The organism is Pseudomonas sp. GQ91, from assembly GCF_059758795.1.
In genome coordinates this window covers 111,515-123,541 of record NZ_JCAXED010000012.1, presented here as the reverse complement: position 1 = coordinate 123,541, position 12,027 = coordinate 111,515, and the positions used below count along the sequence as shown (strand labels likewise).

At 60.5% G+C, this 12,027-nt stretch carries 10 protein-coding genes; 5 read left to right on the top strand and 5 right to left on the bottom strand.

The annotated features are described in order from the left end of the window. Positions 1-34: 34 nt before the first annotated feature. Together AC6CIA_RS18855 and AC6CIA_RS18850 are read right to left on the bottom strand one after the other, a co-directional pair. The gene (locus AC6CIA_RS18855) at positions 35-517 is read right to left on the bottom strand and encodes a glutathione peroxidase (RefSeq protein ID WP_498314138.1); all 483 of its coding nucleotides are present in this window, start codon (positions 515-517) and stop codon (positions 35-37) included. 135 nt (positions 518-652) lie between these two features. Beyond that, the gene (locus AC6CIA_RS18850; RefSeq protein ID WP_339532542.1) at positions 653-1,138 is read right to left on the bottom strand and encodes an FKBP-type peptidyl-prolyl cis-trans isomerase; all 486 of its coding nucleotides are present in this window, start codon (positions 1,136-1,138) and stop codon (positions 653-655) included. Between AC6CIA_RS18850 and AC6CIA_RS18845 the strand changes: the two genes are divergently transcribed. Genes AC6CIA_RS18845 through yihG form a run of 3 tightly spaced genes read left to right on the top strand, consistent with a single transcriptional unit; the run spans position 1,107 to position 4,505 of the window. Further along, positions 1,107-1,445, top strand: a complete 339-nt coding sequence (locus AC6CIA_RS18845) for a DUF3565 domain-containing protein (protein WP_498314136.1) — start codon at positions 1,107-1,109, stop codon at positions 1,443-1,445. The two genes, AC6CIA_RS18850 and AC6CIA_RS18845, sit on opposite strands and share 32 nt — an antisense overlap. A gap of 60 nt (positions 1,446-1,505) precedes the next feature. Then, positions 1,506-3,605 (top strand): phosphate acetyltransferase, encoded by a 2,100-nt coding sequence (pta, locus tag AC6CIA_RS18840; protein WP_498314135.1) that lies wholly within the window; start codon positions 1,506-1,508, stop codon positions 3,603-3,605. After that, a complete protein-coding gene (gene yihG, locus AC6CIA_RS18835; protein ID WP_498314133.1) occupies positions 3,606-4,505 on the top strand; it encodes a 1-acylglycerol-3-phosphate O-acyltransferase, YihG family in 900 nt (299 codons plus the stop codon). A gap of 144 nt (positions 4,506-4,649) precedes the next feature. On the opposite strand, the gene cysN is transcribed toward yihG, so the two are convergent. The 3 genes from cysN to AC6CIA_RS18820 all read right to left on the bottom strand — a co-directional run bounded on the left by cysN (position 4,650) and on the right by AC6CIA_RS18820 (position 8,519). After that, positions 4,650-6,548 carry a sulfate adenylyltransferase subunit CysN gene (gene cysN / locus AC6CIA_RS18830; protein WP_498314131.1) on the bottom strand — a complete coding sequence of 633 codons (1,899 nt, stop codon included), beginning with the start codon at positions 6,546-6,548 and terminating at the stop codon, positions 4,650-4,652. Between the two features lie 9 nt (positions 6,549-6,557). After that, the gene (gene cysD, locus AC6CIA_RS18825; RefSeq protein ID WP_498314129.1) at positions 6,558-7,475 is read right to left on the bottom strand and encodes a sulfate adenylyltransferase subunit CysD; all 918 of its coding nucleotides are present in this window, start codon (positions 7,473-7,475) and stop codon (positions 6,558-6,560) included. A 285-nt stretch (positions 7,476-7,760) separates the two neighbouring features. Further along, the gene (locus AC6CIA_RS18820; protein ID WP_498314127.1) at positions 7,761-8,519 is read right to left on the bottom strand and encodes a Nif3-like dinuclear metal center hexameric protein; all 759 of its coding nucleotides are present in this window, start codon (positions 8,517-8,519) and stop codon (positions 7,761-7,763) included. Between the two features lie 102 nt (positions 8,520-8,621). Between AC6CIA_RS18820 and algW the strand changes: the two genes are divergently transcribed. Together algW and AC6CIA_RS18810 are read left to right on the top strand one after the other, a co-directional pair. Continuing rightward, the gene (algW, locus tag AC6CIA_RS18815; RefSeq protein WP_339532549.1) at positions 8,622-9,782 is read left to right on the top strand and encodes a Do family serine endopeptidase AlgW; all 1,161 of its coding nucleotides are present in this window, start codon (positions 8,622-8,624) and stop codon (positions 9,780-9,782) included. Between the two features lie 75 nt (positions 9,783-9,857). Beyond that, on the top strand, positions 9,858-11,966 hold the full coding sequence (locus AC6CIA_RS18810) for a TonB-dependent siderophore receptor (RefSeq protein WP_498314125.1): 2,109 nt from the start codon (positions 9,858-9,860) through the stop codon (positions 11,964-11,966). The last annotated feature ends 61 nt before the right edge of the window (positions 11,967-12,027 follow it).

Below are 12,027 nucleotides of genomic sequence, written 5' to 3'. Positions count from 1 at the left end.
GAGAGAGCCTGGGCCGCTCCGCCAATGTCCGAAATCAGGCCAGGGCTTTCTCGATGGCCTGAGCGATAGAAGGATCCTCAGGTGGTGTGCGCGGAGAGAATCGCGCCAGTACCCGGCCGTCCTTGCCCAGCAGAAACTTCTCGAAATTCCAGGTGATGTCGCCAGGAAACTCGGCGCCCTCACCCGCCAGCAAACGATACAACTGATGGCGCTCGGGGCCATTCACCTCGAGCTTGCTGCCCAAGGGAAAGGTCACGCCGTAATTGAGGCTGCAAAACGCCTGGATTTCCTGCTCGGTGCCTGGCTCTTGCCCGGCGAACTGGTTGCATGGCAGCCCGAGCACGGTGAAACCCTGGTCCTTGTATTTCTGGTAGAGGTTTTCCAGCGCCGCGTACTGCGGTGTCAAGCCACATTTGGAGGCGACATTGACCACCAGCACGACTTGCCCCTTGAAGGGCGCCAAAGGCAGCTCCTGACCATCCAGGGCTTTGAGTTTAAGGTCGTGGAAAGCACTCATGACGAACTCCAGATTTCCCATGTTCTTCGTAACGGTCGTGCGAGATTACAACCGCCAAGTCGGCAAGAATAGCCGCCAATCAATAAAGGCGCCCGAAGGCGCCTTTATTTGCAACTGACGAGCCTGGCTCATCAATTAATGCTGGTGACCGCCTTCGCCATGCACGTGGCCGTGAGCCATTTCTTCCTCGGAAGCGTCGCGGACCGCGACGATCTTGACCTGGAAGTTCAGGCGCTGGCCAGCCAGCGGATGGTTGCCGTCAACGGTGACGTCATCGCCGTCCAGATCACGGATGGTCACGATCTGCATCTGGCCGTCCGGAGCGGAAGCGTGGAACTGCATCCCCACTTCCAGTTCGTCGACGCCTTCGAACATGCTGCGGCTCAGGGTGCTGACCAGTTCAGCGGAGTATTCGCCGTAGGCATCTTCAGGTTCTACGGCAACGGTCAGCTCATCACCAACGCTTTTGCCTTCCAGCGCCTTTTCCAGGCCCGGGATAATGTTACCTGCGCCTTGCAGGTAGACCAGCGGCGCGCCGCCGGCTGAGCTGTCGATGACCTCACCAGCGTCGTTGGTCAGGGTATAGTCGATGGAGACAGCCTTGTTAGCGGCGATCGTCATGGGGCGAGACCTTTTGCAGAAGAATGAAGAACGGACAAGTCTAAACAAGGATTTGCCCGAAAGCGAACACAACCCGGACAGACGGAGTCTATCCAGTGACTCGACGGTCGTCGGTTTTCACCGCGACGAAGAGCAACATTGGGTCGTCGAGCTTTCGTGCGGGCATACGCAACACCTGCGCCACCAGCCGCCATGGCAATCCCGGGCGTGGGTCACCGATCCTGCGCAGCGCCTTGAAAAAATAGGTCAGCCCTTTGCCTGTGGCTGGTGTGCGCAGAGCCCGGATAACGATAACCTTGGCACCTGATTCCCGGTAGGCGCTGATTTATGGAACGCCACCGAAGCCATGCAACGCCAGAGAATTCGCATGCAGACTTTTTTTATCGCGCCCACCGATTTTGGTGTGGGCCTGACCTCCATCAGCCTCGGGCTGGTGCGTACCCTGGAACAGGCCGGACTGAAAGTCGGCTTTTTCAAACCGATTGCCCAGCCGCATCCCGGCGATACCGGGCCGGAGCGCTCCACCGAACTGGTGGCGCGCACCCACGGCCTGAAGCCTCCCCGTCCCCTGGGCCTGGCCCATGTCGAGCGCATGCTCGGCGATGGCCAACTGGATGAACTGCTCGAAGAAATCATCACCCTTTACCAGCAGGCCGCCGTGGGCAAGGACGTGCTGATCGTCGAAGGCATGGTCCCGACGCGCAGCGCCAGCTATGCGGCGCGGGTCAATCTGCACCTGGCAAAAAGCCTGGATGCCGAAGTGATCCTGGTCTCGGCGCCGGAAAACGAAGTATTGACCGAACTCTCGGGCCGGGTCGAATTACAGGCGCAATTGTTCGGCGGTCCGAAAGACCCGAAAGTGCTCGGGGTGATTCTCAACAAGGTACAGACCGACGAAAGCATGGAAGCCTTCGCCACACGCCTCAAGGAACATTCTCCGCTGTTGCGCAGCGGCGATTTCCGGCTATTGGGGTGCATTCCGTTCCAGCCCGAACTCAACGCCCCACGCACCCGCGACGTGGCCGACCTGATGGGTGCACAGATCCTCAACGCCGGCGACTATGAAACCCGGCGCATGAGCAAAATCATCATTTGCGCGCGCACCATGCGTAACACCGTGGAGCTGCTCAAGCCGGGTGTCCTGGTGGTGACGCCCGGTGATCGCGACGACATCATCCTCGCCGTCAGCCTCGCTGCCATCAATGGCGTGCCCCTGGCCGGCTTGCTGCTGACCAGCGACACCCTGCCCGATCCCCGGATCATGGAGCTGTGCCGTGGGGCCTTCCAGGCCGGGTTGCCGGTGCTGTCGGTGAGCACCGGCTCCTACGACACCGCCAACCAGCTCAACAGCCTGAACAAGGAAATTCCGATCGATGACCGCGAACGCGCGGAGATCATCACTGATTTCGTCGCCAGCCACCTGGATGCGCGCTGGCTGCACCAGCGTTGCGGTACACCCCGGGAAATGCGCCTGTCGCCGGCGGTGTTCCGTTATCAGTTGATCCAGCGCGCCCAGGCCGCCAACAAGCGTATCGTCCTGCCCGAAGGCAGCGAGCCGTTGACCGTGCAAGCCGCCGCCATCTGCCAGGCGCGCGGTATCGCCCGCTGCGTGCTGCTGGCCAAGCCTGCCGATGTCGAGGCCGTGGCCCGCGCCCATGGCATCGAACTGCCCGAAGGCCTGGAGATTCTCGATCCGGACCTGATTCGCGAGCGCTATGTCGAACCGATGGTGGCGCTGCGCAAGAGCAAAAGCCTGAATGCGCCGATGGCCGAGCAACAACTGGAAGACACCGTGGTGATCGCCACCATGATGCTCGCCCTGGACGAGGTCGACGGCCTGGTGTCCGGGGTTATCCACTCCACCGCCAATACCATCCGCCCGGCCCTGCAACTGATTAAGACCGCGCCGGGCTGCACCTTGGTGTCGTCGGTGTTTTTCATGCTGTTCCCCGAACAGGTGCTGGTGTACGGCGACTGCGTGATGAATCCGCACCCGAGCGCCAGCGAACTGGCGGAAATCGCCTTGCAAAGCGCCGACTCGGCCGCCGCGTTCGGCATCACGCCGCGAGTGGCGATGATCAGCTACTCCAGCGGAGACTCGGCCAGCGGCGAAGAAGTGGAAAAAGTCCGCGAGGCCACGCTGCTTGCCCACGAACAACAGCATTCACTGTTGATCGATGGTCCGCTGCAGTACGACGCCGCCGCCAACGAAAATGTCGCCCGGCAACTGGCGCCCAACAGCTTGGTGGCGGGCAAGGCCACCGTGTTCGTATTCCCCGACCTCAATACCGGCAACACCACCCACAAAGCGGTGCAACGCAGTGCCGATTGCGTCAGCCTGGGGCCGATGCTCCAGGGCCTGCGCAAACCCGTTAACGATCTGCCGCGAGGGGCGCAGGTGGACGACATCGTCTACACCATCGCCCTGACCGCGATTCAAGCCGCCAACCGACCTATGGACGCCTAAATGCTGGATTTTCTGCCTGCCGCCCTGCGCGGGGTAATCGCCTCGCTGCTGTTGGCGTTGAACACGATCCTGCTGTGTTCGTTCTTGTTTATCGTCGCGCTGTTCAAGGCGCTGCCGTTTGCCAAGCGGCTGAGCGAAGGACTGATGAACCACACCCATGAGGCCTGGATCAGTAACAACAAGGCCTGGATGAACCTGGTACAGCGCACTCGCTGGCACTTGAGCGGCCTGGAAGGCCTGGACTACCAGCACTCGTATCTGGTGACCAGCAACCACCAGAGCTGGGTCGACATCATGGTGTTGCAGTACGTGCTGAACCGCCGTATCCGCCCGCTGAAGTTCTTCCTCAAGCAGGAACTGATCTGGGTCCCGGTGATTGGCCTGGCGTGGTGGGCCCTGGGCTTTCCATTCATGAAGCGCTACAGCAAGGCCTACCTGGAAAAGCATCCGGAAAAGAAAGGCAAGGACCTGGAGACCACCCGCAAGACCTGCGCGAAATTTCGCGCCAATCCGGTGGGTATTTTCAACTTTGCCGAGGGCACACGGTTTACGCCTGGCAAACATGCCCAGCAGCATTCACCGTTCCGCCACCTGCTCAAACCCAAGGCGGGTGGGATTGCCTTCGTGCTGGACGCCATGGGCGAGCAGTTGAAATCACTGGTCAACGTGACCATTCACTACCCTGGCGGGCGCCCTGGGTATTGGGATTTGCTGTGCGGGAATGTGAAGGAGGTGGTGGTGCACTTTGAAGAGGTGCAGATCCCGATCGAATTCATCGGCAAGAATTACGAGCAGGATGGTGAGTACCGGGTGGCATTTCAGGGCTGGATCAATGGCCTGTGGACAGAAAAGGACGCCCTTCTGGATAAGCTGCACACAACTTTTCCAGGCAATCGCTGATTAAAATGTGGGAGCGGGCTTGCTCGCGAATGCTGAGTGTCAGTCACCAAATGTATTGACTGATCCACCGCATTCGCGAGCAAGCCCGCTCCCACATTTTTGACCGAGCCCGCCATCGATCACTCGGTGACGGGCTTTTTATTGCTATATAGCGCCGCGCTGACGCAACAGCTCCAGCACTTGCTTGACGCTGTCGTCCAGCGACAGGGCCTGGGTGTCGATCACCAGGTCGGCATCCAACGGCACGTCATACGGGAAGGAATCGCCAGGGATGTTATCCCCTCCCGCCGCATACAGCCCTTGCGGGTCGCGCTCGGCACAGACCAGCGGCGAAGCCTGCACGTAGACCGTGAGCAGACGCTCGCTGCCGATCAGCGCCTTGGCCTGTTCACGGCCTTCGGCATCCGGAGCCACGAACGCCGCCAGGGTCAGCAGGCCGGCCTCGTTGAACTGACGTGCAACGTGGGCCGCACGACGCCAGTTCTCGGTCCGTCCGGCACGATCCTGTGGCAACCCTTTATTCAAGTCGTGACGCAGGTTCTGGCCATCCAGCACAAACACCGCACGGCCCATATCGAACAGCTTGCGCTCGACGGCATAGGCCAGCGTGCTTTTGCCAGCGCCCGACAGGCCGCTGAACAACACGGTGGCAGGCTGCTGGCCGAAACGCTGGGCGCGTTCTTCGGTGGCGACGTGGGCCAGTTTGCCGTGCTGCGCCGCGCTGCCATGGTTGACCGGCGCAGCGATGATCATACCCGCCGCCACGGTGCCGTTGGTCAAGCGATCAATCACGATGAACGCGCCGGTGGTGCGGTTGCTGGCATAGCCGTCCAGCGCGATAGCCGCGTCGAGGCTGACCTTGACCCGACCAATCTCGTTCAGTTGCAAGGCGCTCGCCGGACCTTCTTCCAGCGTATTGACGTCCACGCGATGGACGATGCTGGTGATGGAACCCGGCACGTAGCTGGTGGCGCGCTTGATGTCGTATTTCTTGCCCGGCAGCATCGGTTCTTCAGCCATCCACACCAGCATGGCGTCGAAGGCGTCGCTCACTTGCGGCACGTTGTCGGCGTGTACCAGCAAGTCGCCACGGGAGATATCAATCTCGTCTTCCATGGTCAGGGTCACGGCCTGGCCCGGGCCGGCGTGCTCCAGCTCACCTTCAAAGGTGACGATGGATTTGACGCGGCTGCTCTTGCCCGACGGCAATACCACCACTTCATCGCCTTTGTGCACGACGCCACTGGCCAGCGTGCCCGCGAAACCACGGAAGTTCAGGTTCGGACGGTTGACGTACTGCACCGGGAAACGCAGGTCGGTGTAGTTGCGGTCGTTGGCGATCTCGACGGTTTCGAGAATCTCCATCAGCGACTGCCCGGTGTACCAGGGCGAACGCTCGCTCTTGTTCACCACGTTATCGCCCTTGAGCGCCGACATCGGCACAAAGGCCATGGTGCTCGGCTTGAAGGCAATGCCTTCGGCAAACTTCAGGTAATCGGCCTTGATCGACTCGAACACGCTTTCGTCGAAGCCGTTGAGGTCCATCTTGTTGATCGCGATGACGATGTGCTTGATGCCCAGCAGCGAAGCGATAAAGCTGTGGCGACGGGTCTGGGTCTGCACGCCGTAGCGGGCGTCCACCAGAATGATCGCCAGGTCACAGGTGGACGCACCGGTGGCCATGTTGCGGGTGTACTGCTCATGGCCGGGGGTGTCGGCAATGATGAATTTGCGCTTGGCGGTGGAGAAATAGCGGTAGGCCACATCAATGGTGATGCCTTGCTCACGCTCGGCCTGCAGGCCGTCGACCAGCAACGCCAGGTCGATGTCGTCGCCCGTGGTGCCGACTTTCTTCGAGTCACGGGTGATAGCTTCCAGATGGTCTTCGTAGATCATCTTGGAGTCGTGCAGCAGACGTCCGATCAACGTGCTCTTGCCGTCGTCGACATTGCCACAGGTCAGAAAGCGCAGCATTTCCTTGCGTTCGTGCTGGCCCAGGTAGGCGAGGATGTCCTCGCTGATCAAATCAGATTGATGCGACATGACAGCCCCTTAGAAATAGCCTTGACGTTTTTTATCTTCCATCGAGCCTGCGCCATCGTGGTCGATGACCCGGCCCTGGCGCTCGGAAGTTCGCGTCAGGAGCATTTCCTGAATGATGTCCGTCAGGCTTTCGGCCTCGGACTCCACCGCGCCCGTCAACGGGTAGCAACCAAGGGTACGGAAACGTACTTTCTTTTTGACGATTCGGGCTTTGTCTTCTTCGGACAGGTGCTCGAGAATCCGCTCGTCGTCGATCATGATCAACGTGCCGTTCTTCTCGATCACGTCGCGCTCGGCGGCGAAGTACAGCGGGACGATCGGGATGCCTTCCAGATAGATGTACTGCCAGATGTCCAGCTCGGTCCAGTTGGACAGCGGGAACACGCGGATCGACTCGCCTTTGTTGACGTTGCCGTTGTACACATTCCACAGTTCCGGGCGCTGGTTCTTCGGGTCCCAGCGGTGCTTACTGTCGCGGAACGAGTACACGCGCTCCTTGGCGCGGGATTTCTCTTCATCGCGACGGGCGCCGCCGAAAGCGGCATCGAAACCATGTTTGTCCAAGGCCTGCTTGAGGCCTTCGGTCTTCATGATATCGGTGTGCTTGGCGCTGCCGTGGGTAAACGGGTTGATGCCTTGCGCCACGCCGTCCGGGTTGATGTGAGTGATCAAGTCCAGACCCAGTTCTTCAACCATGCGGTCGCGGAACGTGTACATTTCCTGGAATTTCCACCGGGTGTCGACGTGCATCACCGGGAATGGCAGTTTTCCCGGGAAAAATGCCTTGCGCGCCAAGTGCAGCATCACGGCGGAGTCTTTACCGATCGAGTAGAGCATCACCGGGTTGTCGAACTCGGCGGCGACCTCGCGGATGATGTGGATGCTTTCCGCCTCCAGCTGTTTCAGATGCGTCAGTTTGTCGACCATGGCTACTCACGGAAAAACGATCTTATGGACGGCCAGCGGGCCGTGTTCGAGCGAGGCATGCTAGCACAGCACCTGCTTCTAATCAGGGACCCAACTAGATCGAAACGGTATATGAATATGCCCCGAGGTTTGGCTGTGCAGGCCGCTCGACCTGATCAAATGTGGGAGCTGTCGAGCCCCGGCGAGGCTGCGATGCAGGCACCTCGGTCCCGCAGCTACACCGCGGTGCTTCTAGCGCCACCTCGCTGGGGCGCGACAGCTCCCACAGTCGTCTCGTGGTGAGGCTTAGATCGGGTTGGGGCAGTCGATAAACAGGTGTTCGAGGGCGAAACGTCGCGCCAGGTAATCCCCCAACGCCTGTACGCCATAACGTTCGGTGGCGTGATGACCGGCAGCGATAAAACTGATGTCGTTTTCCCGGGCGCTGTGGAAAGTCTGCTCCGAAGCCTCACCGCTGAGGTACAGGTCGACGCCGGCCGCCACGGCCTGATCGATATACCCTTGGCCGCCGCCCGTGCACCAGCCCACACGGCGGATCATCCCGCTGCCTTCGATCAACAAGGGTTCGCGGCCCATGGATTCCTGGACGCGGCGGGCAAAATCCCGGGCCGACACGGGCTCGGCCAGAGACCCCACCAGACCGACGACCTTGAGGTTTTGCGGATCCAGCGGGCCTTCGACGGTGATCTCCAGTTGGCGCGCAAGCTGCACGTTATTCCCCACGTCCGGATGCAGGTCCAGCGGCAAGTGATAAGCCAGCAGACTGATATCGTGCTTGAGCAGCGTCTTCAGGCGACGCTGCTTCATCCCGGTGATGCACGGGCTTTCGCCTTTCCAGAAATACCCGTGATGCACCAGCACCAGATCGGCCTGGGCCTCCACCGCCGCGTCCAGCAAGGCCTGACTGGCGGTCACGCCACTGACGATACGCAACACCTGCGGCCGGCCTTCGACCTGCAGCCCATTGGGGCAGTAATCGGCGATTTTCGCGCTGGCGAGGTAACGGTCAGCCTCTTCGACGAGGGTGTTGAGGGCAACGGCCATAAAAGACTCCTAAATATCCCGTTCAGAGGCGCTCGCGGCCTCGTATAATGCGCGACATTATGGGCGCTCTCCCGCCCCCTGCAACCTGTCAGGATTTACTTGATGCTCAAGGCGCTGCGTTTTTTTGGATGGCCATTACTGGCCGGCGTACTGATCGCGATGCTGATTATTCAGCGTTACCCCGAATGGGTCGGCCTGCCGAGCCTGGACGTCAATCTGCAACAGGCACCGCGAACCACGGCGGTGCAACAAGGCCCGGTCACCTATGCCGATGCCGTGATCGTCGCGGCGCCGGCCGTGGTCAACCTGTACACCACCAAGGTCGTCAACAAGCCAGCGCATCCGTTGTTCGAAGACCCGCAGTTCCGACGCTTTTTCGGCGACAACTCGCCCAAGCAGCGGCGGATGGAGTCGAGCCTGGGTTCCGGCGTGATCATGAGCCCGGAAGGCTACATCCTGACCAATAACCACGTGAGCACCGGGGCCGACCAGATTGTCGTGGCCCTGCGTGATGGCCGCGAAACCCTGGCTCGCGTGGTCGGCAGCGATCCGGAAACCGACCTCGCGGTGCTGAAAATCGATCTGAAAAACCTGCCGGCGATCACCATCGGTCGCTCCGAGAGCCTGCGCGTCGGTGACGTCGCGCTGGCCATCGGCAACCCGTTCGGAGTCGGCCAGACCGTGACCATGGGCATCATCAGCGCCACCGGGCGCAATCAATTGGGCCTCAACAGTTACGAAGACTTTATCCAGACCGATGCCGCGATCAACCCCGGCAACTCGGGCGGAGCGCTGGTGGACGCGAATGGCAACCTGACCGGGATCAACACCGCGATTTTCTCGAAATCCGGCGGTTCCCAAGGCATCGGTTTCGCGATCCCGGTGAAACTGGCGATGGACGTGATGAAGTCGATCATCGAACACGGCCAGGTAATACGTGGCTGGCTGGGCATCGAAGTTCAGCCGCTGACCAAGGAACTGTCCGAATCCTTTGGACTGACCGGGCGTCCGGGCATCGTCATCGCCGGCATCCTGCGCGACGGCCCGGCGGAAAAAGCCGGGATGCAGGTTGGCGATGTGATCCTCAGCATCGACGGGGAGCCCGCGGGTGATGGTCGTCGCTCGATGAATCAGGTGGCGCGGATCAAACCGACCGACAAGGTTGCCATCCAGGTGATGCGCAATGGCAAGGAAATCAAACTCTTGGCTGAAGTCGGCCTGCGCCCACCACCCGCCACGGCCCCGGTGAAGGAAGAAGAATAAACCCAGCGCACTGAAGAGATAAATTCTCATTGGTCATGTTATATTGTTTCAATATTGACATTGGAACGCTAGACCATGACGTCTCGAAAATTTGCTCCCCTGGCCGGTATCGCCCTCGGATTGTTGGGGGATCCGGTATTCGCCGAGGATACCGGCGCCCTTGAACTGGATACCATCAGCGTCACCGCCGATGCTTATGAGTCGGCCACCGGACCGGTCACCGGTTATCGCGCGACCCGTTCGGCCAGCGCGACCAAGACCGACACCGCCCTGCGGGATATCCCACAATCGATCAGTGTGATTCCCGCCACGGTGCTCAAGGATCTGGGCAGTACCAATGTCGAACGCGCCCTCGAGTTCGCCGGCGGCGTGTCCAAGCAGAATAATTTCGGCGGCCTGACGTTGTATGAATACAGCGTGCGCGGCTTCACCACTTCGGAGTTCTACCAGGACGGTTTCAGCGCCAACCGTGGTTACCCCAGCACCCCGGACGCAGCCAATCTCGAACGCATCGAAGTGCTCAAGGGCCCGGCCGCCAGCCTGTATGGGCGTGGCGATCCCGGCGGCACCGTCAATATCGTCACCAAGAAACCGCAGCCCGAAGCCTTCACCAGGCTGCAGACCAGCGCCGGCAGTTGGGATCGCTACCGCACCGCGCTTGACGTCAACACTCCGCTGGACAGCGAAGGCCGGGTGCTGACGCGGGTCAACCTGGCGGTGGAGGACAATCACAGTTTCCGCGACCACGTGCAGAGCAAACGGGTATTCGTCGCCCCTTCCATCAGTTGGCAGCTGGACCCGGATACCAGTCTGTTGGTGGAAAGCGAATTCGTGCGCCACAGCTCGACCTTCGACCGCGGCCTGGTGGCCCCCGGCAATGGCTGGGGCGGCATGTCGCGCTCGACGTTCCTCGGCGAACCCAACGACGGCGACATCCGCAACCACAACAACCGCGTGCAAGCGACCCTTGAGCATCACCTGAACGATGCCTGGAAACTGCGTCTCGCCAGCCATTACAAGCAAGGCAGCCTGTGGGGTGATGCCTCGGAAAACCGTGCGCTGATCCCCGGCGAGCGCAGCATCGAGCGCCGCTATCGCGAACGTTCCATGGGCTGGCACGACAGCATCACTCAATTGGAATTGCGCGGGTTGTTCGATATCGGCAGTTGGCAGCATGAACTGCTGATCGGCACCGAGTACGAGGACTATCGCAAGAAGGAGCGGGTCACCGCGATTGCCGGCAATTACCCCATCGACATCTATGACCCGATCTACGGCCAGCCCAAGCCCAACGGCAAGCGCTCCGGCACCGACTTCTTCGAACAGGTGAAAAGCCAGGCGCTGAACCTGCAGGACCAGATCGTGTTCACGGACCGTCTGCGCGGCATGATTGGCGCGCGTTTCGAGCACTTCGAGCAACACATCGACAACTTCACCGGCACCGCCTTGCCTAGCCGCCAGACCCATGATGCCCTGACCCAGCGCGCGGGTCTGTTGTATCAGTTGACCCCGCAAGTCGGCGTGTTTGCCAACGCCTCGACCTCGTTCAAGCCCAACAACGGCCTGGACGCCAACGATAAATCCTTCAAGCCCGAGGAAGGCGTCGGTTATGAAGTGGGGATCAAGAGCGAACTCTTCGACGACCGCCTCAGCGCCACCCTCGCCGCCTTCCATATCGAAAAGGAAAATGTGCTTGCCACCGATCCGAGCACCGACACCCAGCGCGCCATCGGCAAGGCGCGCAGCCAGGGTTTCGACCTGCAACTGAGCGGACAGTTGACTGACGCCGTGCGCGTAATCGGCGCCTATGCCTACATCGACGCCGAAGTGACCAAGGGCGACAAGGACATTCCCACCGGCAGTCGCATTCTAGGCGTGGCCAAACACAGCGGCAGTCTGTTGGGCGTGTATGAGTTTCAGGACGGCATGCTGCGCGGCTCGGATCTGGGCGCGGCGTTTACCTACGTCGGTGATCGCTCCGGCGAGGCCGGTAAAAGTTTTGAATTACCGGCGTATCACACCGTCGACCTGCTGGCCCATTACAAGGCCAGCGAGAACGTCACTGTGGGGCTGAACCTCAACAACCTGTTCGATGAAAAGTACTACGAGCGCTCCTACAGTAACTACTGGGTCAACCCCGGCGAGCCACGTAATTTAACCGTCAGCCTGACCCTCGACCTGTAATTCGTTAATGCCGTTCAGTTAAAGCCGAAAATCTCCTGTGGCGAGGGGGTTTGTCCCGGTG